Source organism: Eleftheria terrae (genome assembly GCF_030419005.1).
GTDB lineage: Bacteria > Pseudomonadota > Gammaproteobacteria > Burkholderiales > Burkholderiaceae_C > Caldimonas > Caldimonas terrae.
The window spans coordinates 4,110,473-4,132,501 of sequence record NZ_CP106951.1 but is presented as its reverse complement, the minus strand read 5'-3'; the positions used below and the strand labels follow the sequence as shown (position 1 = coordinate 4,132,501).

The window sequence follows — 22,029 nt, the reverse complement described above, 5'->3', positions numbered from 1 at the left end:
CAGGGCCGGGAGCACCCCGTGCCCGGGTAGCGCCTGGTGCCCTTAGCCGCCGCCGATGGGGGTCGTGACGTGGCCGCTGCCGGCGCATTCCGGGCAGGCACTGCCCGCCAGGAGACCCGAGCCGCCGCAGCGTGGGCACACGTTGTCGCCTGCGCCGGGCGTGCCGGGTGGCACCTGGTCGCCGGGACGCGAGGTGTCGGGTGGTGTTGGAGAGGAAGTGGTGTCGGTCATGCAATAAGCCCCTTGCCGATCCATCGGCAAGGGGCGATCCATCCGACGAGTGCGGCTCAGCGCGGCGAGGACGACACCGCGACCCGCGACGCATGCGACTGGCGCAGCATGGCGGGATCAGTGAGCGATTCGCTGCGCGACGGCAGTTCCTGCTTGACCGCCAGGGCCTGCGCGGTCTCGCTGCGCAGTGTCAGTCGGGTCAGCGCGTAGAGCGGGTCGGCGTCTTCGCGGCACAGCTCGAACGTTTCCATCGCCGCCAGCATCGGACCCTGGTAGCGCATGAGGCAGGCGGTGATGGACGACTCCACCGACAGCTCATAGCGACGCAGCGTCTGGCTGAGGTGCGGGCGAACCCGCGTGATTTGCAGCGAAGCACCGGACCATTCCGGCAGGCCGACGATGCGAGGCGCCGGCCTTTCCTGGCCGAACAACCCCTGGATCGAGGCCTTGATGGCGAGCACCGCCAGACTGTCACAGCCGCTCGCATAACGCGCGGGCAGGACGTTTTGTGCCGACGTGCCGAGCGTCGGGCTGCGAAGGACGATTTCGAGCTTCCCGCTCGCGTCCCCCAAAGGCCCGATCTGGATACGGTACTGGTCCGTTTCCTGTTGCTGGCCCTGCCCATATCGCACGGCCAGCTCCACCACCAGCATCTCATGTCGATCAGATACAAATTCCACGAGTCCTCCCACAGCCTCCGGGCTGCCCGCGCCTGGAACCACACATCAACCACCGGTGCAGCGCAGAACTACCAGTGATTGCAAAATTTGCAGCAATTCAGTAACCGCCCCCGCCAGCCACTGAAAAAATTGCCCCGAGCCCGAGCTGCCCAAAGAGGGGTGAGAGTCGGAAAGGAGGCACAAGCAGCTCGGTAACGACACTCGGGGCAGAAGGAGGGCAGCAAACGCCGTGCCTGCCTACCCATCGCCTGGACAAACAGCCCATTTGAGGGGAGGCGGCGTAACAAAACGGCGTCAAGGCGGCGCGGCGCGCAGGCCGGCCTGTCGATATCGACACTGCAGCACGCAGTGGGCCAAGCGAGCAGTCTGGCCGGCTGCATCAGGAGGCCAGCGCCTTTGCACAGCAAATTCCCGGCATAGCGAGCCGTCGGCGGGAAGAAGGGCGGAGAGGGAGGCAGTAGGCGGCGCGCCCGCGTGCGCGGTGGCGGCCTGGCCGAAGGCACGGCCGTCGCGATAACGACGACGGCAGCAGGGGCTGCCAATGTCGGCAGCCGAAAGTCAGTACGGCACGGGAGCCCGCGCCGAAAGTGACCCCCAAAGCGACACGGCGCTCCAGGGGATACCGAAGAACTTACTTCTTCTGGACAGCAGCTTTCAGCGAAGCCCCGGCGCTGAATTTGACGCCCTGGCTGGCTTCGATGGTGATTTCTTCGCCAGTGCGGGGATTGCGACCCGTGCGAGCCTGGCGCTCGGTGACGGAGAAGCTGCCGAAGCCGATCAGGGCGACGGTGTCGCCGCTCGCCAGGGCCTTGCTGACATTCCCGATGAAGGAATCGAGCGCGCGTGCGGCAGCGGCCTTGGAGATATCCGCGTCCGCGGCGATGGCATCAACGAGTTCTGCTTTGTTCATGAGGGTCTGACTGGAATGGACGATGGAAAAGCGTGCGCCAGGGCGCACGGTAGAACCCTGCAGTCTAGCCGCTTCCCGGCCCGGCGACGGAAGTTCACTGGTTAAGAAGCTGTGAGACTGTTAAGCGCCAATGTCCCGGATCCGGGGCGGGTCCGGCCGGCTCCCGGGCGGGGCGCCGGCCGGCGGCCGCTCAGCCGGCGAAGCCGGGGACCGCGCCGCTCATCGCGGTGAGGGCGGTCATGTTGACCACGCGGCGGACCGTGGCCGACGGGGTCAGGATGTGCACCGGGGCAGCGGTGCCAAGCAGGATGGGGCCCACCGTGATGCCCTGGCTGCCCGTCATCTTGAGCACGTTGAAGAGGATGTTGGCGGCGTCCAGGTTCGGCAGGATCAGGACATTGGCCGTGCCGGTCAGCGTGGTTTCCGGCAGGAAGCTCTGGCGCACGCCTTCGCTGAGGGCGGCATCGCCCTGCATTTCGCCGTCGGCTTCGACGTCGGGCATGCGGGCGCGGAACAGGTCGCGCGCAGCGCGCATCTTCAGCGCCGACGGGCGGGTGCTGGAGCCGAACATCGAGTGCGACAGGAAGGCCACCCGCGGCGTCAGGCCGAAATGGCGCACCGACTCGGCGGCCATGGTGGCGATTTCGGCCAGTTCCTCGGCGCTCGGGTCTTCGTTGACGAAGGTGTCGGCGATGAAGAGGGTGTACTGGTCGAGCACCAGTGCGTTGAGTGCGGCCAGCGTGTGCACGTCGGAGCGGCGGCCGATGACGTCGCGCACATGGTCGAGGTGGTGCTCGAAGCGACCGACCAGGCCACACAGCATGCCGTCGGCGTCACCCAGGTGAACCATCAGCGACGCAATCAGGGTGTTGGAGCGGCGCACCGCGGCCTTGGCCATCTCGGGCGTGACACCGTCACGGCCCTTCAGGCGGTGGTAGGCCTCCCAGTACTGGCGGAAGCGCGGGTCGTCCTCGGGATTGGTCAGCTCGAAGTCAACGCCGGGCTTCAGGCGCAGGCCGGCCCGCTCGATGCGCTGGGCGATCACGCCCGGGCGGCCGATGACGATCGGCTTGGCCAGCCCTTCCTCCAGCGCGATCTGCACCGCCCGCAAGGTGCGCTCGTCCTCGCCCTCGGCGAAGGCGATGCGCTGCGGCGCCCGGCGCGCGGCCATGAAGACCGGCCGCATGAACAAGCCGGTGTGTGTGACGAACTTCAGCAAGGACTCGCGGTAGGCGTCCAGGTCGGCGATCGGACGCGTCGCGACGCCGGAGGCGGCCGCGGCACGGGCCACCGCGGGCGCGATGCGCAGGATCAGGCGCGAGTCGAACGGCTTGGGAATCAGGTAGTCGGGCCCGAAGCGCATGTCCTCGCCGGGATAGGCAGTGGCCACTTCATTGCTGATTTCCGCTTTGGCCAGGCTGGCGATCTCCTGCACACAGGCGACCTTCATCTCCTCGGTGATGCGGGTGGCGCCGCTGTCGAGCGCGCCGCGGAAGATGTAGGGGAAGCACAGGACGTTGTTGACCTGGTTGGGATAGTCGGACCGGCCGGTGGCGACGATGCAGTCGGGCCGGGCGGCCTTGGCGACCTCCGGCCGGATCTCGGGCTCCGGGTTGGCCAGCGCCAGGATCAGCGGCCGGTCGGCCATGGTCTTGACCATCTCGCCGGTCAGCACGCCGGCCGCCGAGCAGCCGAGGAAGACATCGGCCCCCTTCACCACGTCGGCCAGCGTGCGCGCCTCGGTGCGCTGCACGTAGCGGCGCTTGGACTCGTCGAGCTTGTCCTCGCGCTGGTGGTGCAACACGCCCTTGGAGTCGCACATGAAGATGTTCTGCTGGCTGACGCCCAGGCGCACCATCAGGTCGACGCAGGCGATGGCAGCCGCACCCGCGCCGGAAACCGCGATCTTGACCTCGCCGAGCTTCTTGCCGACCAGCTCCATGCCGTTGATCAAGGCGGCCGCCGAGATGATGGCCGTGCCGTGCTGGTCATCGTGGAAGACCGGGATGTTCAGCCGCTCCTTGAGCTTGCGCTCGATGTAGAAGCACTCGGGTGCCTTGATGTCCTCGAGATTGATGCCGCCCAGCGTCGGTTCGAGGGCCGCGATGATGTCGACCAGCTTGTCCGGGTCCTTCTCGGCCAGCTCGATGTCGAACACGTCGATGCCGGCGAACTTGCGGAACAGGCAGCCCTTGCCTTCCATCACCGGCTTGCCGGCCAGCGGGCCGATGTCGCCGAGCCCCAGCACCGCGGTGCCGTTGGTGACCACGCCGACCAGGTTGCCGCGCGAGGTGTACTCGGCAGCAAGGGTCGGGTCTTCCTCGATGGCCAGGCAGGCGTAGGCCACGCCGGGCGAATAGGCGAGCGACAGGTCGCGCTGGTTCACCAGCGGCTTGGTCGGCAGCACCGCCACCTTCCCGCGCGTGGGCAGGCGGTGGTATTCGAGTGCGGCGTCGCGCAGCGCCTGTTCGGCGGGGGAAAGATCCTTGTGGCCCATGCATGCCTCGTCATTGGTGTCTGGAACAGCCCCGCTCGGCCTCGGCACGCGCGGGGAGCCGTGCAGTCTACCGGCCACCAGGACCGGTTTTCATGCCACACAGGCATAGCCCAAGTCATAAGAGTTTTCGCTGGGGACGATGCAATCGCCGCGTGAACCCGGGCACCAGGGCTGCTGAAGTACGGAACGATGACTGTCCTTCGACTCCCTGCTGCAGCGGACGGCGCCGCCCCGCTGCAGCGGTCGCCAGCCACCGGACTGCGCTTCTCGCTGCAGCGCGCCACCGGCTGCGGGCCGGCGATGCGGCCGCTGGTGCTGCTGTTGCACGGCGCCGGCGGCGACGAGACCAGCCTGCTGCCGCTGGCCCGGCGCCTGCCGGCGCATGTGCATCGGGTGCTGCTGCGCGCACCGCGGCGCATGGCACGTGGCGGCCACTATTGGTATCCGGTGCGTTTCGGCCAGCATGACACCGAGGTCAACCTGCAGCAGGTGCAGGCGGCACGCCGACGGCTGCTGGCTTTCCTTGGCGAGCTGGAGCAGGGCTGCCGCTTCGACCCGCGCCAGCTCTACCTGGTGGGCTTCAGCCAGGGCGGCGCGCTGGCGTCGACGCTGGCCTTGAGCAGCCCGGGCCGGGTGCGCGGGCTCGCCCTGCTGGCCTCGCGCCTCCTGTCGCACCTGGAGCCGACGCCGGAGCTGGCACCGGCGCTGGCGACGCTGCAGGTCTTCATGGGCCATGGCCGCCAGGACGAGGTGCTGCGACTCGTCCATGCGGAGCGCGCTGCCGCGGCGCTGCGGGCCGCCGGCGCGCCCGTCAGCTGGCGGCTCTATGAGGCGGGCCATGAACTGGCCCTGCCGATGGTGGAAGACGCCGCGGCCTGGCTGTGCCGGCAGTTGCCCCTGCCGCCCGGCTCACCGCAGGCGCAGCCGTGAGCGGTACGGCGGCATGCCGCCGAGGCACCGTTTGAGCAGGCGGCCGGGGCGGGTCGTCAGGTCGCGCAGGCGAACCTCCAGCCCACCCGCGGCGCCGCCGCGATGCGCAGCGGCCTCGGCACGCTCGACGCGCCAGTGCAGTGGCGTCAGCCCGCGGAAGCGCACTTTCCAGACGCTGTGCGGATCGAAGCGGGCCCGGTAGGTCAGCGTGAAGCGGTCCAGGCTGATGTCGGTACCGAGGTCGAGGCTCTCGGGCACGAAGTCGTTGATGCTGAGGCCGCAACGGTAGGTCTCGGCGACATGGAAGGCCGCTTCGCTTTCCAGGTGTCGCCGCGCATCGAGGTCGATGCGGTCCAGCAGCACCAGCGTCGCCAATGCCACCTCGCAGGCCAGCACGGCGGGCGGCTGCCCGGAGATGGGTGCGAAGAGCCGCAGCGTGGCGGCAGCGCCCAGCTCACGCAAGGGGCAGGTCCAGGCCCCGGCCTCCCCGTTCCATTCCAGGCTCAGGTGCTTGTAGGCGAACCGCACCGGCGCGGCGGAGGGTTCTGGCATGGAGAGAGCAGTCATGGAGGCGGTCCCGTTCACCGGACACCCCTGTGCCCGCGGATGCATGCTACGAAATGTACAGACTCCGGGGCATCCCTCGGAGGGGTGATACCCGCAGCTGCACTGCCGCAGCGGGGCTGCCGGAGCACGGCCGGGGCTAGCGTGAACCCTAGTTGGAACAGCGTTTCAATCTCATGACAATCTACCGGCGGAGGCGCTGACATGGCGCCGCCGGCCGCCGGGCCCTGTGTGCCCCCCGCGGTGGAGCGCGTGGACTGCTGCCATGCCGAGCCAAGCACCACCACCACCGCGAGGAGACAAGCGATGCAGCGCATCCCGAAGGCCGGCCGGCTCGCCGGCCTGGCCGCCAGTGCCGTCCTGATGACCGCCTTGCTGGCCGCCTGTGGCGGCGGGGGCAGCACAGGTCCGGCCCCCGCCCCGGCGGCTGCGCCAGACCCGGGCCCTGCCGGCGCCGACCACCGCCCGCAGCTGGACGATGCGGCGGCGGCCGGCCACACCCCGGCCCGCTACCTGGCCCAGGCCGGCACGCTGAGCGGCCCGCAGGGCGCCGGCCTGACGGTAGACCACTGGATGCCGCCGGCCGTCGGCGAGGTGGCGAACCTGCAGGCCACCTACACGGTGGCCGCCGATGGCAGTGGTACCCACACCCGCGTGCAGGACGCGATCGACGCGGTGCCCGCGGCCGCAGACAGCGGGGACCGGGTCTACATCCGAGTCAAGCCGGGCATCTACCGCGAGGTGGTCTGCGTGCGCGACAAGGCACCGATCACGCTCTACGGCAGCGGCAGCGACGCCAGCCAGGTGCTGATCGTCCACGACAACTACAGCGGCAAGCCCAAGGCCGCCGGCCAGCCGGCCAACCCCTGCAACCCCAACCTGGACAGCACCACCCACGGTACCAGCGGCAGCGCCTCGGTGGCGATCTACAGCGCTGACTTCCATGCCAAGAACCTGAGCTTCGGCAACGACGCGATGAAGGACGTCGTGGCCGGCGTGGGGTATCCGCCTGGCGGCGAGAAAGCGGCGCAGGCGGTTGCGCTGATGACGCAGGGAGACCGCCTGGTGTTCGAGCAGGTGCGGGTGCTGGGACACCAGGACACGCTCTACATCAAGACCGCCAACGCCGCCACGGTGGCACGGGCCTACTTCAAGGACTGCCATGTCGAGGGCGATGTGGACTTCATCTTCGGCCGTGGCACGTTGGTGATGGACCGCTGCACCATCCACTTCCTGAGCCGCCGCCTCGGCCCGGGCCATGCCAGCCCGATGATCGCGCCGAGCACCTCGCCGCTGCACGAGCGCGGCTTCCTGATCGTCGACAGCCGCTTCACCGCGGACGCGCAGGCCAGCGCGGGCACCAGCCACCTGGGCCGGGCCTGGGACGAAGGCGTGCCAGCCGGCACCTGGGTGGCCGGCAGCTCGCCCAACGGGCAGCTGCTGATCCGCGACAGCCTGCTGGGGCCCCACATCCGCCCGCTCGACCCGTGGGCCGCTTCCACTTCCCGGCGCGCCTTCAGCGCCGCGGTCAATCGATTTGCCGAATACCGCAACACCGGCATGCACTGAGACAGCACGGCGGAGTCCACCATGATCGAACTGCTTCCTTCCCAGCGGCGGACCGCCTCGGCGGCCGCCTGCAGCCTGGCCCTGCTGGTCACCGCCGGCGGCTGCGGCGGCCGCGGTGACGGCAACGGCCCTGCCGCGGCGATGCCGGCGCCCGAGGCGGCGGCGACCCTGCCCGGCTCCCTGGGCGCCGACGGCTGGGCCAGCGTCGCGGCCGACGGCAGCCGCTACACCGTCACTGGCGGCCAGGGCGCGGATGCGGCCCACACCTTCCATGTGCGCACGCGCCGCCAGTTGATCGAGGCCTTGTACGGCCCGGGCGGCGACCCTCGCACGGCCACCCCCGACAACACGCCCAAGCTGATCTATGTGCATGGCACCGTCGACCTGGGCAGCGACGACACCGGCCGGCCACTGGCGGCCGAGGACTACATGCGATCCTGCCCGACCGCCTACGACAGCTTTGCCCGCTTCGACGCCGACTACAAGGCGGCCTACCAGCCCGACCGCTGGCTGCGCCAGTCGCTCGACAGTGACAACCGGCCACCGGCACTGCCGCTGGCAGACGCCGATGGCCGCCCGACGCTCGAAGCCCAGCGTGCTTGCTTCGCGGCGGCCCAGGCACGCCAGGTGGTCCTGCAGGTCGGGGCCAACACCTCGTTGTTGGGCGTGGGTCGCGATGCGCGCATCGTGCACGGCAACCTGCGGCTGGGGGAGCTGGCCACCGCCGGCAGCGATGCCGAAGGCCGCCCCGTCCTGGCGGTGCACCGGCCGGTGCACAACATCGTCGTGCGCAACATCGGCTTCGAGGACGCCTACGACTTCTTTCCCGCCTGGGACCCGAAGGACTCCTTCAGCATCGCCGCGGCCGACTTCGGCGTCGGCCTGTGCAGCAAGACCTACGAGGCCGCCACCGACCAGGGGCCACACCAGTGCCCTTCGCGCAAGGGCGGGCGATGGAACGCGGAGTACGACCTCCTCTCGGTGATCAACGCCAGCCAGGTCTGGATCGACCACAACAGCTTCAGCGACGGCGACCGGCCAGACCGGCTCGATCCGCCGGTGCCGCATTGGCCCGCCCCCTTCAACGAGCGCGAGCAGAAGGTGCAGCATCACGACGGCGCGCTGGACATCACGCTGCTGGGCACCCGGGTGACGGTCTCGTACAACCACTTCCATCACCACGACAAGACGCAGCTGCTCGGCGGCAGCGACAGCACCGTGCGCTACAGCGACGGCCAGCGTGAGGTGGCCAGCTACGGTCCCGGCAGCCTGGCGGTGACGCTGCATCACAACCGCTACCAACACACGGTGCAGCGCCAGCCGCGGGTGCGCTTCGGGCGGGTGCATGTCTACAACAACCACTACAGCGGCCAGCTGAAGCCGGACGATGCCAGCCTGCCGGTACCGGACTATGCCTGGTCGGTGGCCTGGACGCTGAGCACCGCCGCCAAGCTGTACGTCGAGAACAACGTGCTGGAGATCCTGCCCGGCAGCGAGGGACAGGCGCTGCCGGGGGCGGCCAAGCTCAGCTTCGGCGACAGCCTCTCGTCCTCATTGGCTAATCGTGGCAAGTGCGTGGCGGCCGGCTTCCGGGACGCCGATTGCGACACCTACTTCCACGAAAGCGGCACCCTGCTCAACGGCAGCGAAGTTGCGGCCGGCAGCCTGCTGGCAGCGGCCCAGGCCAGGGGCACCGGCAACAACGCACCGGTGCGCGTGCTGGATGCGGGGTACTGGGTGCCTGCCTCGAGCTACGCCTATACGGCCCAGCCGGCCGCGGCGGTAGCCGCCGAAGTGCTGGCCCGCGCCGGCGCCGGCAAGCTCTAGCGGAGGGCGGCAGCCGGAGGCGGCATCAGGCGGGGTCGACGCCGTGCAGGCTCAGGCGCGTCTGATGGGCAGCAGGGTCGGTCACCACATGGATCTCGGCGCCGGTGCCCAGGCGGTACACCGAGTGGACCGGCGTGCCGTCGGCCACTGCCTGCCAGTTGAGTTCCTCCTGCTCGCACGACAGGTCGCCGAAGTCGCCGCGCTCGTGCCGCTGGACCAGGCTGGTCTCGGTGGCACGGGCGGCAATGAGGGCGACCATCGCGGCGGCGGTACGGACCACGAAGCCGCAATCGAACAGCGGCCGCGGTGGCGCCGGCAAGCCGGCGTGGCAGGCGGATGCGAGCTGCGTGTTCATGGTCCGCTCCTGCACCGCGGCCGCTACTTGCGGATGCGGTTGAACAAGGTGCCGCCGGCCAGCAGGGCCAGCACGAACAGCACGACGAAAACGAAGAACAGGATCTTTGCGATACCGGCGGCACCGGCGGCAATGCCGCTGAAGCCCAAGGCGCCGGCGATCAGCGCGATGACTGCAAAGACGACAGCCCATTTCAACATGACGTTCGCTCCTGAGATCGGTTGCCGCGCGGCGTGCGCGGTGACTTCATCATCGATCCAGGCCCGGTGCCTGACTGTCAGTCGCGCACACAGTGACGGTCGGCGCCGTCCTACACCGGAGCCACTGCCGCCGCGGCCGCCTGTCGTTCCAGCTCGAGCCGGTAGCCCACGCCATAGACGGCCTGGATGCGTGGGCCGCTCGCCCGGTCAGGCCGGAGCTTGCGCCTGAGCTTGTAGATGTGCTGCTCGATGGTGCGCTTGCAGACCTCGCTGGAGCGGCCCCACACACGGGCCGACAGGGTGTCCACCGTGACCACCCGGCCCTGGTTGACGAACAGCGTCCAGGCCAGCGCGAACTCGCGGGCGGTCAGGCTGATCTCGCGCCCGCCCTTGCGCAGCACCAGGCTGCAGGCATCGAGCAGGTATTCGTCGACCTTGAGCTGCGTCTCGCTGGCGGCGCGCCGCCGCAACTGCACATGGGCCCGCACACGGGCCACGAAGTCGGCAGCACCGTCGTCGAGCAAGGCGTAGTCATGCGCCCCGTGATGCAAGGCCCTGGCAAGGCCCGAGCACGAGCCGGTGCCCACCACGATCTTGGGCAGGTGGCTGGTGCTGTGCAGCTGCAACATGGCGAGCCAGTTCGGCAGGTCGTCGTGCGTGTCCTCCAGCACGACGGCATCGAAAGCTTCCTGCCTCAAGGCACAGATGAGGGCGCCGATGCTGCGGAAATCCTCCGCCCTCATCCCGCCTTCCAGCAGCGCGGCCAGCGCGATGGTTTCCGCGTTATGACTGGCAAACAGTGTGGCGATCTTCATGGGTTCACCGTGGCTCTCACCACCGCGCGCCGTGCCGGCGGCAGCCGGTTCGGCGGCGGCTTGTTCCTGCGAGTTCACCGCACTTGGGAATGGATCCCTCACAGGTGCTGCATTTGTTCAAGACATGCAGTGCTTGCTTCTGCTCGACGACCGGCCTGCACATACACACATCGGCATGCAGCAGGGCCGGACGGCAGGCAGCGCAAGGCGCCGTCAATCGCCTGAACTCAACCACTTTTTGTGCATCTCTGCACAAATGGTGGGGCCCGAGACTATGGACTCGCGATGCCACCGTCAAGCCGTTTGTAGGCGGTTTTCTTGCGGCCAAGACAACCCGACACAACCAATGCAGGCGGTTGCCCTGGCTTATATGAAGCTGACGCGGCAAGGCCTGCGGCGGCATCGCGCCGCAGCGCGATCGAGGTGGGCACCTGCTCCAGCGCGAAGCCTCTTGGCAGCAGGCCACCCGGCGTCGACGCTTCGGCGTCCCGTAGGATGGGCGCCCTGTCGACGGGTCGGTAGCGCCCGTAATGCCGCCCAATGCTGGCAGCAACTGTTCCATTGGGCACGACAGATCCGGGCCGCGCCTGACCGGGCTCAGCGCTGTGCCACCTGGGCGCCGTAGAGTGCAGTGATCTTGCGCACGTAGTCGCGCGTTTCGCGGTAGGGCGGGATGCGACGGCCGTACTTGGCGACCGCGCCCTCGCCTGCGTTGTAGGCGGCAAGGATCAGCTCCAGCTCGCCATCGAACATGCGCGACAGGTCGCGCAGGTAGCGCGTGCCGACATCGATGTTGACGGCCGGCTGGAGCAGCTCGGCGGCCGAGTGCACGCCATAGCGCGCCCCGGTGGCCGGCATGATCTGCATCAAGCCGAGGGCCCCCTTGGGCGAGCGAGCCGTCGGCCGGTAGCCGGATTCGACATGGATGAGGGCGGCCACCATGCGGGGATCGAGCCCATGGCGCCGGCTGGCCTCTCGCACCAGGCCGGCAAACGCTTCCGGAATGGCCAGCCCGGCCGCTGCCACCTGACGCGACAGCGGCAGGACCGGCAGGCGCCGCGAGGCTTCGCTCCAGCCCGGCAGCACGGCCAGCGCGGCGCGCCCGCCGCTCGGCGGTGGCGGCGGCTGCAGCAGCGCCGCATCGACCTCGAAGGCTTCGCAGCTCGGTGCCGCCCGCGTGAACAGGCGCGACAGGTCCTGGGCCACCACCTTGACGGTGCCGTCGAGCAAGGTGCACCGGAAGCGGGTGACACGCTCGCCTGCCTGCAGCGCGCCATGCCACGCGAGCAGCAGGGCGGCGAGCCAGGCGCCTCGGCAGCGCCGTCGCCAACGGCCTGCCCGGGCTGCGACCCGCCTCACGGCACGCGCACATGGAGACCGACGGAGCCGCACTCCGCCCTGCGCGCCGACGGCCGGCCGGCGGGCTGCTGCAGCCTCGATGCGATGCCGGCCGGCGGCGCCGTCCTGGCGGGTTGCTGAAGCACGAATCCCTTCATCGGAACACCTCCTGTGTGAGCGGGCATGGAATGCGGACGCGGCGCCGCGCCCGGGGCGCAAGCACACGGGCCTGACTGTGACGGTGGCGAGGGACCGGCCGGCGCGGCCCCACGAAGCAGCGTCGGCAGCGGCGAAGGTGGGTCGCTGCCGTGCGCCTTCGCCGCCGCTCACGGCGCTTCGCGCACGGCAGCAAGGCGGCCAGGGCGGGCTTCTAAGGTTCGGGGCATCGAAACCAGGAGCGACCATGTCCATCACTTCCGTCCGGCCCTCCATGCCCCCCGCGGTCAGCCCCGTTCCCCCCACGGCAGCGCCCGGCCAGGCCGGCACCTCCTTCGATGCCACGGCGGCCCAGCAGGGCGGCAGCAACAACACGGCGCAGCAGAAGGCTTTCCAGGACCTGATGATGCAGACCGCCCAGGGCTTCCAGAGCCAGATGCAGAACAGCGTGCAGGAGACCATGCAAAGCCTCGGCGGTGGCGAGGAAGACGAGCCCGAGGAAGGTGACGAGCCCCTGTGAGGTGGTGCCCGCCATGAGCATGCGCATGCACTCCCCCCGCCCCCGCCTGCCGCTGGCAGCCCTGGCCCTGGCCATCGCCGGCGCCTTTGGCCTGCCCTCGGTCCTGCTGCCCACCGGCGCACAGGCCGCGCCGCGGGCCAGCGCCGCAGCGGCCAGCACACCGGCTTCGCGCAGCTGGAGCCAGCCGCGCTTCGTCTACCGCGCCGAAGGCAAGCGGGTGGCCGAGGTGCTGCAGGACTTCGCGGCCAGCCAGGGCCTGCCGGCGGTCATTGCCGAAGGCGTGGAAGGCCTGGTCAACGCGAACTTCGACACGCCGCCGGGCGCCTTCCTGGATGCCATGTCGAAGGCCTACGGCCTGATCTGGTACCACGACGGCACCGCGCTCTACTTCTATCCGGCCAAGGCGGTGCAGAGCCGCCTGTTCCGGCTGAAGGGCTTCAACCGCTCGCAGGTGCAGGAGCTGCTGGATTCGCTGCAGATCGGCGACCGCCGCTACCCGCTGCGCTTCAACGATGCGCAGAAGACCTTGCTCGCCTACGGCCCGCCGCGCCACATCGAGCTGGTGCGCGCAGCGCTGGAGTCGCTCGACACCGGTGCCCAGGAAAGCAACCGCATGGTGGCGCGGGTGTTCCCGCTGCGCTTCGCCTCGGCAAGCGACCGGGCGCTGGGCGAATCGACCATCCCGGGCGTGGCCTCGACGCTGCGCTCACTGTTCGGCGGGCCGGCCGAGCCGGAGCCCGACCCCCGGGCCGCCGCACGCGACCCGCGTGCGATGGCGGCCAAGGTGAAGGCCATGCGCTCGATGTACGGCAGCGACCGGCTGGTGCCCGAGCTGGAGCACAAGGCGCCGGACCCGGCCGTGGCCACCGGCGAGAAGCCGCCGCTGGGCACCGCCACGCGAGGCCTGCGCAGCCCGGTGGACTTCGACGATGACCAGCCCACCTTCCAGGCCGACGAGGGCACCAACTCGGTGGTGGTCTACGGCCGTGCCCATCGCATGGACGAGTACGGCGACATCATCCGCAGCCTGGACGTGCGGCCGACGCTGGTGGAGCTGGAGGCGATGATCATCGACATCAGCGACGACAGCGTGGAGTCGCTGGGCATCGACTGGTCGGTGCGCGGCAACCGCGGCAGCCTCTCGGTCGACTCGCCCGGCGGCAGCATGCCCGATGCCAGCCGCGGCGGCGGCCTGACGCAGGGCGTCTTCAACATCCAGACGCTGCTGTCCGACGCGGGCCGCGAGCTGATGCTGCGCATCCATGCGCTGCAGGCCAAGGGCAAGGCGCGCATCGTCGCCAAGCCCAAGGTGCTGGGCGTGGCCAACCGCGCGGCGGTGATGAAGGAAAAGCGCGTGGCCGCGGTGCGGGTGGCCGGCAACCTGGAGGCCAACCTGTTCCAGGTGGAAGCCGGCACCCTGCTGCAGGTGACGCCGCAGGTGACGACGCAGCTCGGCGCGCCGCAGATCAAGCTCTCGCTCTACATCGAGGACGGCAACTTCGAGGCCCGCCAGGTCGACAACATCCCGGTGGTCAAGCGCACCGAGATCCGCACCGAGGCGCATGTGGCCGACGGCGAGAGCCTGCTGATCGGCGGCATCACCATCGAGGCGGACACGAGCGACACCAGCGGCGTGCCGGTGGTCTCCAAGATCCCGTTGATCGGCGGCCTGTTCCGCTGGCAGGGCTCGCGCACCACCCGCAGCGAGCGGCTCTTCCTGATCACGCCCAAGCTGGTGCGCAGCATCGACCAGCTGCCCAGCACGCCGGTGCCGTCGGGCTCGCTGGAGCCCTATCGCCAGCCCGCCTCGGCCGCGCCGGGTGCGGCCACCGCCGCCGCGCCTGCGCAGCGGTCCCTGCGCTGATTCGCCAACCATGAAGCAGCTTCGCATCCTCACCGGTCGCCATGCAGGGGCACAACTAAGGTTGACGCAGTCGCGCTATGGCATCGCCCGCGACGACGACGCCGACGTGCAGATCACCGACTGGAATACCCCGCCCCTGCTCCTCACCCTCGAAGAAGGACAAGCCGTGACCCTCCTGGCCCTCGACACGCAAGCCCCCGACGCCGCCGCGGCGCCGCTGGGCACGCTGGAGGACTTTTGCCCGCGGCGCTTCGGCGACGTGGTGCTGTGCGTGGGCCCGGAGGACGCGCGCTGGCCGAGCGACATGGCGTTGCTGGAGCGCCTGGTGCATGACAGCTCGGCCGGGCAGCGTGCCGCGGCGGCGGCCGGCGGCGGTGCACGCCGCACGCTGCTGGGCATGGCGCTGGCCGGTGCGGTGCTGCTGCTGGGCGGCCTGGTGGTGGTGGCCAAGAGCGGCGACGCCAAGGCCGAAGCCCCGCCCGAGCCGCTGGTGCGGCAGGTGGAGCGCGCGGTGCAGGCGGCCTCGGTGTCCGGCGTGCAGGTGCGCCAGGCAGGCCGGCAGGTCGAGGTCGACGGCCTGCTGGCCGGCGCCGCCGACATGGCGCGGCTGCGCAGCGCGCTGGCGCCCTTCGCGGGCCAGCCACTGCTGCAACGCTATGCCTCGGCCAGCGACATTGCCCAGTCCATCACGGATGCGCTGGCCGACCCCAAGCTCGCCATCAGCTATCGCGGTGCCGGCGTGTTCCTGGTCGACGGCCATGCCGCCGACCTGCCGCGGGTGCGCGAGGCGGCCCAGCGCATCGCCACCGACCTGGCGCCGCTGGTGCGCCGCATCGATGTGGCCGCCATCGAGCTGCCGGCTCCCGAGCGGGTGCCGGTGGGCGCGATGCTGGCCGCCGACGACCTGCAGTACGTGCAGACGCGCGACGGCGTGAAGCACCTCTCCCTCAAGCCGCTGTCCCTGCCCGAGGAGACACCGAGCGACCCGGCCGACGGCGGCGCTGCGACGCCGCGGCCTCCCCTCACCCACTGACCCCCCAAGGACTTGCCATGGATGCACAAGCAGAGAAGACCGTGTTCGACGACCTCGCCCAGCTGGAGAAGACCCTGTCGGAAGACAGCAGCGGCGACCGTGCGCGCGCCATGTTGGGCTACTTCGACGAGGTGGCCCGCGCCAGCGAGGCCATGCTGGCCAAGCAGATCGTCGATACCGAGCGCCAGCTGGTGACGCACCTGATCGAAGGCTTCCGCGCCTCGCAGCGCATCATCCGCCACGTGTGGGAGACCCTGCACACCGCGTCGCTCGCCGTCTGAAGCCCAGGAGGAGACACAGCATGCACACCCTGCAAGGCGGCACCTCCGGCGACTACCCGGTCGTCTACCGCAACCTGATGGCGGTCGCGCTGCTGGGCGCGGTCTACAAGGCCCGCGACGATGCGGAGACGGTCAGCGCCGCGGTCGAGAAGACGCTCAACGACCCGCTGCAGTTCCGACTCTGCCGTGCCATCGCGCAAGGCATCGGCGGCGACGCCGAGTTCGCCCGCGGCACGCTCGGCAAGCACCTGGAGCAGCACCCCGACGACGATGGCGCCAAGGTCGCCATGGCTGTCTCGATGATGCTGGCCGGCAATGCCGAGTGGAAGCAGTGGATCGACAACGTGCTGGCCACCAGCACCGACCAGTCGGCGCGCGAAGCGGCCAACGGCGTGATCGCCTACCTTGGCTCGCTGCGCCACTGAACCGGACCTCATGAGGGCAGGCAGCCCGCCTGTCTACCGGCGACGCCTGGGCACAGGCGCGTCACGGGAAGCCCCGCTTCCCTCCACCAACCGAAAGGAAACGCGATGACGATCAATTCGAGTTCGGGCCTCAACGGCTTCCTCGGCGGCGCAAGCCAGATGAGCGCCGGCGCCACCGGCCAGGCCGGCGACGTGGGCGGCGACATGATGGGCCAGATCCAGCAGACCGCTGCGATGCAGATGAAGTTCCAGACCGAGATGGGTCTGATCCAGATGATGGTGAAGATGAACGAGGCGCTGGCCAAGATGTTCAAGTCCATCGGTGAAGCCATCAAGGGCCTGGCCTGAGCACGCTCGCTGACGGAAAGGAAACGTCATGGGAGCACCTCCGGTAGAAGGGGTGAGCGGCCCCTCAGGGCTCGGCAGTGCCAACCGCTACGCCGCCAACCTCATGCTCGACGTGATCGAACAGGCCATGAAGCAGTCGGGCCTGCCCCAGAACGAGCAGACCACGAATGCGCTGCAGAGCCTGCGCAACGAGATCAACGGCAACCAGAAGAACGCCGCCGGCCAGCTCGATGGCGGCAAGGGCACCGAAAGCGCCAAGGGCGCAGAAGGCACCAACGGCGCAGAAGGTCCCGGCGAAGCCGAAGGCGGCGAAGGCAAGGGCCTGATCGAGATGCTGATGAAGCTGCTGCAGATCCTGATGCCGCTGCTTCAGCAACTCGCCCAGGGCAAGCAAGGCGGCGCCAACGGTCCGGCCGACAAGGTCGCCGGCGGCCTGCCCGAGGGCTCGGGCTCGCCGCTGGGTGGCAACTGGCAGGACAGCCTCGGCAACCTCTTCACCAGCTATGGCGAGATGTTCGAGGGCATGAACAAGCAACTCAAGCCCATGCTGGGCAACAACATGTCTTGGAATTAAAGGATTCAACCATGAGCATCACTTCCCTCCAGAACCCCGCAGCGATGATGCTGCAGCAACCCGCCTTGTCCGCGCTCGGCTCTGGCAGCCAGCTGATGGGCAGCGTCGCCAATGTCCTGCAATCGCTGAGCGGCCTGCTGCAGGCCCTCGGCCCGCTGCTGCAGCGCCTGGGCGGCGGCGCTGGCGGCATGGGTGGCGGCATGGGCATGAACCCCGGCGCCACCACGCTGAGCCAGGGCATGCCGAACATCCCCGGCGGCCCGCTGGGCCAGGGCGGCCCGACGATGATGCCGGCGCTGCCGGGCATGGGCCAGCAACCCGGCATGGGCATGCCGGGGATGGGCATGCCGCCGGCACTCGGCCAGCCGGGCAACAGCCACTTCGGTGGCCTGCCCAACAACGGCAACTTCGGCGGCAACTTCGGCCTGCCCAACGGTGGCAACTTCGGCGGCATGCCGAACGGCGGCATCCAGACCGGCAACTCCTTCGGCAACGGCGGCGTCAACGCCGGCCAGATCCCGATGGACAACGACCGTGCGGTGCGCGAGCTGGCCCGCAACTTCACCAACCTGCGCGGCGCCGACGAGAAGCTGACCGTCAAGGACCTGAAGGCGATCGCCTCCGGCAACATCATGAACGGCAAGCTCAGCGCGAACTACACGCCTGAGCTGCGCGCCGCGGCCCAGCACATCCTGAACAACCCCTCGCTGATGCGCCAGCTGGACACGGCCGACTCGGTCAACTCCAAGGGCGTGGGCAAGGCCGACGGCAAGATCGGCATCGGCGACGTCAACGCCATGCTGCAGCGCACCGGCCGTGCGGTGGGCGAGGAGCAGACGCTGCAGACGCTGGCCAAGTACGGCGACCAGTTGTTCACCAACTCGGGCAAGACCTTCAACCGCCAGGACATGCAGACCATCGCCAGCACCGGCAAGATGCCCAACGGCAGCCAGGCACCGGCCGACCTGCAGGCCGCCGCCAAGGACCTGATGGCCCGTCCGGAGCTGTTCAACAAGCTCGACAACGCGGTGAAGATCCAGCGCGAAGGCAAGGGCGACCAGCGCGGCGACGGCAAGATCAGCGTGGAAGACCTGAAGGTCGCCATCAACGGCCCGCAACGCATCCAGACCGGCCACATCCAGGCTCCCATCATCGGCCAGCTCGACGTCGCGCGGAGGTGAGGCGATGAGCATCAACGCGATGAGTAACGGCGCCAACCTGGCCAGCGCCGGCCTCAACCTGGCCAGCACCGCGCTGAACGTGATGTCCACCGGCCTGCAGCTGGCCGGGCAGCTGCAGCAGAACCTGATGAGCGCGGCCCAGCAGCTGCCCTATGGCGGCGGCAACGGCACGCAGAGCGCGGCGCAGACGCCGGGCGGCGCGCCGGGCCTGGGCGGGCCGGGCGGCCCGGGGCGGGCAGCCGGCATGGCCAACGGGCTGGCCGGCATCCTGCAGGCGCTGACGCAGCTGCTGCAGATCCTGTCGTCGCTGCAGCAGGGCGGCATGGGGGGCATGGGCGGCGGCATGGGCGGCATGAACCCGATGGCCACGGGCGTGGCCAACCAGTTCCCGCAGTCGGCCGCAATGCCGCTGGCCATGCCGATGCAGGGTGGCTACGGCATGCCCATGCAAGGTGGCATGCCCATGCAGGGTGGCATGCCGATGCAGGGCGGCATGCCGATGCAAGGGGGCTACGGCATGCCCATGCAGGCCGGCATCCCGCTGGGCCAGCAGCAGGCCATGCAGTGGGCCTCGGGCTACGCCACCCCGCTGAGCAACCAGAGTGACATGCAGAACCTGATGAAGCTCTACATGATCTTCAACACCGGGCGCAATCACCTCTGACCTTCCTGCTCCGGGCCGGCCGCGCGGCCGCCCGGGGCCTTCTCTTCGACATTTTTCTGGTGTGCCGCTGCAACAGGAGGAAGCGCACGATGGACGCAAGACTGCAACGCAAGGAATTCGTCTCGGGATTGGTGGAGATCATCAGCCAGGGCATTTCCAACAACCGACTCGAAGATGCCGAAGCCGTGCTGTGCGCCGCCCGCGCGCTGCGGCCGCGGCTGGCCGAGCTGGACACCTTCGACGCCTGGATCGCCATCAAGCGCGGCTTCTGGCCCGACGCGATCCGGCTGCTGCGCAACCTCGACGCCTCGGCCAGCAACTGGAGCCTGGGCAAGGCGCTGCTGGCCTTCTGCCAGTTCGCCACCGGCGACGCGGCCTGGAGCATCAGCGCCCACGAGGTGCTGCAGAACAGCCAGAACGCCGAAGCCATCGGCCTCGTCAAGCTGCTGCTCAACCAGGACGACGGCCCGGCGGAGCCGGCGCACGAAACCACCTTCCCGGCCAGCCAGGCGCCGGTCGCCCAGGCGGCCTACCTGCGGGCCTGAGGCCGGCCTCGACAGCCAAGGAGCCGCCATGATCGAAGCGATCCCCACCACCCTGGCCGCCGCCCCCGTGCTGGAGCAGGCCGCCACCCAGGGTCCCGGCACGCAGGCGCTGTCCGAGCGCTTCCAGCAGATGATGTCGGCGCCCGGCGCCGCGCCCGCCGAGCCGGCGGCGCCCAGCCAGGGCCCGACGCCGGTGACCGCCTTCATCCGCGCCCAAGAGGACGTGATGCGCCAGACCTATGCCGAGGTGCGCAACTTCACGACCCAGGCGCCCCACATGGACATGCACGAGATGGCCTCCCGCCATATCGACCTGACCTACCAGCTCTCGATGGTGCAGGTGCAGTTCAATGCCGGCGTCTATGTGGCGCAAAGCGGCAAGAGCGGCCTGCAGACGCTGATGAAGAACCAGTGACCGACGGAGTCCCCATGCCCGCCCCCACCTGCCGCCGCCATGCGCGCGCTGCCGCGACGCTGGCCCTGTGCCTGGCGCTCGCCGCCTGCAAGACCGACCTCTACACCAAGCAGACCGAGGCCGACGCCAACGACATGGTGGCCGCGCTGCTGGAACGCGGCATCCACGCCGAGAAGCAGACGCCCGACGCCGGCAAGACCTGGAGCATCGTGGTCGAGCAGGACGAGGTGGTGCAGGCGCTGGCGGTGCTGCGCGCCAGCGGGCTGCCGCAGGACAAGCGGGTCAGCCTGGGCGACATGTTCAAGAAGGAAGGCCTGATCTCCACCCCCACCGAGGAGCGGGTGCGCTTCATCCACGGCGTGTCGCAGGAGCTGTCGGACACCCTCTCCAAGATCGACGGCGTGGTGGTTGCCAAGGTGCACATCGTGCTGCCCAACAACGACCCGATGGCCACCGAGAGCAAGCCGTCCAGCGCCTCGGTCTTCGTCAAGTACCGGCCCGAGGCCAACCTCAGCGCGCTGACACCGGCCATCAAGAACCTGGTGGCCCGCAGCGTGGAGGGCCTGGCCTATGACAACGTCACCGTCACGCTGGTGCCCGGTGCGCTGCTGCCGCCGCCGGCGCCGCTCGCGCAGCGCGGCATGCCGGGCTGGGCCTGGGGCGCCGCTGCGCTGCTGCTGCTCCTGCTGGCTGGCGGCGCGGTCGCGGTGCTGCGGCCAGCCTGGCTGCCGGCCGGCCTGGCGCGCCGCCTGCCCGCCCGCGGCAAGCCCGCCGCTGCTGCTGCCGCGGGCGCCGCATGACGGCGCCCGCCGTGGCCGAGCTGGCCGAGGGCGCGCTGGCCTTCGAGGCCAAGCTGCGCGCCCTGCCCGGCGACCTGCATGCCGACTGGCAGCGTGATGCGGACTCGCCCTGGGCCCTGCTGCTGCAGCTGCCGGAGGGCCCGGCACGCGAGCGGGCGGCTGCCGGGCTGTTCGCCGCCCACTGCGGGCCGCTGCCGGCCCTGCCGCGCCTGCTCGATGCAGCCGGCGCCTGGGTGCTGCAGGACCGGCCGACACTGACCCGGCTGTTCTGCGCGCTGGCCATCGCGCGGCGGCCTGGCGTGCTGCGCTGCTGCATCGAGAAATCCGCGCGGTTGGCGCTGCGGGCGGCGCTTGGCGAGTGGTTCGGCCGCCTGGCGGCACTGGCGCCGTCCGGGCGCGGGGTGCCGGCGCAGGTGGCGCACTGGTCGCCGATGCACTGGGCCTGCATCGGCTATTGGGACTGGGCCACGCTGCTGCAGCCCGATGACGGCCCGCTGCGCCGGCTGGCGCGGCTGTCGCTGCCGCGCGGCTTGCTGGGCACCGGCGCAGCGCGCGGTGCGGCCGCCCCCGACTGGCCGGCCGCCCAGGCGCTCGCCTGGCTCGGCGAGGAGGAGGCGGTGCCATGCTGATCTGGATGAACGGCGGTCCGGCGCCCGCGGGCCTGGAGCACGGCATCCTGCGCGCCGGGCAGGCGCAGACGGTGATCCGCCTCGCGCAGGCGCGGCAGGACCTGGCCGAGCAGCGCGAGCAGCTGCTGGCGCAGGCCCGCCGCGAGGCCGACGCGCTGTTGGCCGCCGCCGCCGAGGAGTCGGTGCGGGTGCTGGCCCAGGCGCGCGAGCAGGGCTTCGCGGAAGGCTGGCGACAGGCCGCCCTGGAATGGCACGAGAAGCAGACCGGCCAGAGCCTGGAGCAGGCCCGCGCGGTGCAGGCCCTGCATGCCCGCCTGGCAGAGATCGTCACGGCCGCGGTCGAGCGCATCGTGCACACCGAGCAGCGCGGCGCGCTCTACCAGCGGGCGCTGAAGAACGTGCAGGCACTCACGCGCGGCGCGTCCTCGCTCACGCTCAAGGTCGGCCCGGCCGACTACCAGGAAGCGCAGGACGGCATCGCGGCGTTGTCGGCCGTGGCCCTGGAGGGGCTGTCGGTGGAAGTGCAGGTGGACCACAGCCTGCGCCCCGGCAGCTGCATCTTCGAGTCGGAACTGGGCGTGCTCGATGCCAGCCTGCAAACCCAGCTCGATGGCCTGCGCGCCGCGATGGAGCGCGCGGTGCGCCGCGCGGTGGCCGACGGCGGCACCGAATGAGCCA

General features: G+C 70.0%; 26 protein-coding genes. 17 read left to right on the top strand and 9 right to left on the bottom strand.

Features of this window, described 5'->3' with window-relative positions:
* Nucleotides 1-42: 42 nt before the first annotated feature.
* The 4 genes from N7L95_RS18405 to N7L95_RS18390 all read right to left on the bottom strand — a co-directional run bounded on the left by N7L95_RS18405 (nucleotide 43) and on the right by N7L95_RS18390 (nucleotide 4,318).
* Nucleotides 43-231 carry a hypothetical protein gene (locus tag N7L95_RS18405; RefSeq protein WP_301256702.1) on the bottom strand — a complete coding sequence of 63 codons (189 nt, stop codon included), beginning with the start codon at nucleotides 229-231 and terminating at the stop codon, nucleotides 43-45.
* A 56-nt stretch (nucleotides 232-287) separates the two neighbouring features.
* Entirely contained in the window at nucleotides 288-884 is a 597-nt protein-coding gene (locus tag N7L95_RS18400; RefSeq protein ID WP_301256701.1) for a hypothetical protein, read from the bottom strand.
* Nucleotides 885-1,542: 658 nt separating this feature from the next.
* Nucleotides 1,543-1,821, bottom strand: coding sequence for an HU family DNA-binding protein (locus tag N7L95_RS18395; protein ID WP_047197385.1), 279 nt, complete (start codon nucleotides 1,819-1,821; stop codon nucleotides 1,543-1,545).
* A 190-nt stretch (nucleotides 1,822-2,011) separates the two neighbouring features.
* Complete coding sequence (locus N7L95_RS18390) at nucleotides 2,012-4,318, bottom strand: NADP-dependent malic enzyme (RefSeq protein WP_301256700.1); 2,307 nt, start codon at nucleotides 4,316-4,318, stop codon at nucleotides 2,012-2,014.
* Nucleotides 4,319-4,507: 189 nt separating this feature from the next.
* Here N7L95_RS18390 and N7L95_RS18385 point away from each other — a divergent pair, with 189 nt between their 5' ends.
* The gene (locus N7L95_RS18385; protein WP_301256699.1) at nucleotides 4,508-5,248 is read left to right on the top strand and encodes an alpha/beta hydrolase; all 741 of its coding nucleotides are present in this window, start codon (nucleotides 4,508-4,510) and stop codon (nucleotides 5,246-5,248) included.
* Here the strand turns inward: N7L95_RS18385 and N7L95_RS18380 are convergent.
* A complete protein-coding gene (locus tag N7L95_RS18380; RefSeq protein ID WP_301256698.1) occupies nucleotides 5,228-5,800 on the bottom strand; it encodes a hypothetical protein in 573 nt (190 codons plus the stop codon). The two genes, N7L95_RS18385 and N7L95_RS18380, sit on opposite strands and share 21 nt — an antisense overlap.
* A gap of 318 nt (nucleotides 5,801-6,118) precedes the next feature.
* Between N7L95_RS18380 and N7L95_RS18375 the strand changes: the two genes are divergently transcribed.
* Entirely contained in the window at nucleotides 6,119-7,381 is a 1,263-nt protein-coding gene (locus tag N7L95_RS18375; RefSeq protein ID WP_301256697.1) for a pectinesterase family protein, read from the top strand.
* Between the two features lie 21 nt (nucleotides 7,382-7,402).
* The gene (locus N7L95_RS18370) at nucleotides 7,403-9,208 is read left to right on the top strand and encodes a pectate lyase family protein (RefSeq protein WP_301256696.1); all 1,806 of its coding nucleotides are present in this window, start codon (nucleotides 7,403-7,405) and stop codon (nucleotides 9,206-9,208) included.
* A 25-nt stretch (nucleotides 9,209-9,233) separates the two neighbouring features.
* Here the strand turns inward: N7L95_RS18370 and N7L95_RS18365 are convergent, their stop codons facing one another.
* The 4 genes from N7L95_RS18365 to N7L95_RS18350 all read right to left on the bottom strand — a co-directional run bounded on the left by N7L95_RS18365 (nucleotide 9,234) and on the right by N7L95_RS18350 (nucleotide 11,937).
* Nucleotides 9,234-9,563: a hypothetical protein gene (locus N7L95_RS18365; RefSeq protein WP_301256695.1), complete on the bottom strand. Its 330-nt coding sequence runs from the start codon at nucleotides 9,561-9,563 to the stop codon at nucleotides 9,234-9,236.
* Between the two features lie 23 nt (nucleotides 9,564-9,586).
* Complete coding sequence (locus tag N7L95_RS18360; RefSeq protein ID WP_301256694.1) at nucleotides 9,587-9,763, bottom strand: DUF1328 family protein; 177 nt, start codon at nucleotides 9,761-9,763, stop codon at nucleotides 9,587-9,589.
* Nucleotides 9,764-9,873: 110 nt separating this feature from the next.
* Complete coding sequence (locus N7L95_RS18355; protein ID WP_301256693.1) at nucleotides 9,874-10,578, bottom strand: response regulator transcription factor; 705 nt, start codon at nucleotides 10,576-10,578, stop codon at nucleotides 9,874-9,876.
* Between the two features lie 597 nt (nucleotides 10,579-11,175).
* A complete protein-coding gene (locus tag N7L95_RS18350; RefSeq protein WP_301256692.1) occupies nucleotides 11,176-11,937 on the bottom strand; it encodes a lytic transglycosylase domain-containing protein in 762 nt (253 codons plus the stop codon).
* Between the two features lie 382 nt (nucleotides 11,938-12,319).
* Here N7L95_RS18350 and N7L95_RS18345 point away from each other — a divergent pair, with 382 nt between their 5' ends.
* The 14 genes from N7L95_RS18345 to sctL all read left to right on the top strand — a co-directional run bounded on the left by N7L95_RS18345 (nucleotide 12,320) and on the right by sctL (nucleotide 22,025).
* The gene (locus N7L95_RS18345; RefSeq protein ID WP_301256691.1) at nucleotides 12,320-12,592 is read left to right on the top strand and encodes a hypothetical protein; all 273 of its coding nucleotides are present in this window, start codon (nucleotides 12,320-12,322) and stop codon (nucleotides 12,590-12,592) included.
* A 25-nt stretch (nucleotides 12,593-12,617) separates the two neighbouring features.
* Nucleotides 12,618-14,456: a type III secretion system outer membrane ring subunit SctC gene (gene sctC / locus N7L95_RS18340; protein WP_301256690.1), complete on the top strand. Its 1,839-nt coding sequence runs from the start codon at nucleotides 12,618-12,620 to the stop codon at nucleotides 14,454-14,456.
* A gap of 10 nt (nucleotides 14,457-14,466) precedes the next feature.
* A complete protein-coding gene (gene hrpD5, locus N7L95_RS18335) occupies nucleotides 14,467-15,489 on the top strand; it encodes an HrpD5 family protein (RefSeq protein ID WP_301256689.1) in 1,023 nt (340 codons plus the stop codon).
* Nucleotides 15,490-15,506: 17 nt separating this feature from the next.
* Nucleotides 15,507-15,770 carry a hypothetical protein gene (locus N7L95_RS18330; protein ID WP_301256688.1) on the top strand — a complete coding sequence of 88 codons (264 nt, stop codon included), beginning with the start codon at nucleotides 15,507-15,509 and terminating at the stop codon, nucleotides 15,768-15,770.
* Between the two features lie 20 nt (nucleotides 15,771-15,790).
* On the top strand, nucleotides 15,791-16,195 hold the full coding sequence (locus N7L95_RS18325; protein WP_301256687.1) for a hypothetical protein: 405 nt from the start codon (nucleotides 15,791-15,793) through the stop codon (nucleotides 16,193-16,195).
* Between the two features lie 105 nt (nucleotides 16,196-16,300).
* Nucleotides 16,301-16,543: a hypothetical protein gene (locus tag N7L95_RS18320; protein WP_301256686.1), complete on the top strand. Its 243-nt coding sequence runs from the start codon at nucleotides 16,301-16,303 to the stop codon at nucleotides 16,541-16,543.
* A 28-nt stretch (nucleotides 16,544-16,571) separates the two neighbouring features.
* Complete coding sequence (locus N7L95_RS18315; protein WP_301256685.1) at nucleotides 16,572-17,117, top strand: hypothetical protein; 546 nt, start codon at nucleotides 16,572-16,574, stop codon at nucleotides 17,115-17,117.
* Nucleotides 17,118-17,128: 11 nt separating this feature from the next.
* Complete coding sequence (locus N7L95_RS18310; RefSeq protein ID WP_301256684.1) at nucleotides 17,129-18,298, top strand: HrpF/NolX family T3SS translocon protein; 1,170 nt, start codon at nucleotides 17,129-17,131, stop codon at nucleotides 18,296-18,298.
* Nucleotides 18,299-18,302: 4 nt separating this feature from the next.
* Nucleotides 18,303-18,962 (top strand): hypothetical protein, encoded by a 660-nt coding sequence (locus N7L95_RS18305; protein ID WP_301256683.1) that lies wholly within the window; start codon nucleotides 18,303-18,305, stop codon nucleotides 18,960-18,962.
* 89 nt (nucleotides 18,963-19,051) lie between these two features.
* Nucleotides 19,052-19,507, top strand: coding sequence for an HrpB1 family type III secretion system apparatus protein (locus N7L95_RS18300; RefSeq protein ID WP_301256682.1), 456 nt, complete (start codon nucleotides 19,052-19,054; stop codon nucleotides 19,505-19,507).
* A gap of 28 nt (nucleotides 19,508-19,535) precedes the next feature.
* Nucleotides 19,536-19,922, top strand: a complete 387-nt coding sequence (locus N7L95_RS18295) for a hypothetical protein (RefSeq protein WP_301256681.1) — start codon at nucleotides 19,536-19,538, stop codon at nucleotides 19,920-19,922.
* A 14-nt stretch (nucleotides 19,923-19,936) separates the two neighbouring features.
* Complete coding sequence (gene sctJ, locus N7L95_RS18290; RefSeq protein ID WP_301256680.1) at nucleotides 19,937-20,722, top strand: type III secretion system inner membrane ring lipoprotein SctJ; 786 nt, start codon at nucleotides 19,937-19,939, stop codon at nucleotides 20,720-20,722.
* Nucleotides 20,719-21,351: a type III secretion protein HrpB4 gene (locus N7L95_RS18285; protein WP_301256679.1), complete on the top strand. Its 633-nt coding sequence runs from the start codon at nucleotides 20,719-20,721 to the stop codon at nucleotides 21,349-21,351. Before sctJ ends, N7L95_RS18285 begins: the two co-directional genes overlap by 4 nt.
* Entirely contained in the window at nucleotides 21,345-22,025 is a 681-nt protein-coding gene (gene sctL / locus N7L95_RS18280; RefSeq protein ID WP_301256678.1) for a type III secretion system stator protein SctL, read from the top strand. Before N7L95_RS18285 ends, sctL begins: the two co-directional genes overlap by 7 nt.
* The last annotated feature ends 4 nt before the right edge of the window (nucleotides 22,026-22,029 follow it).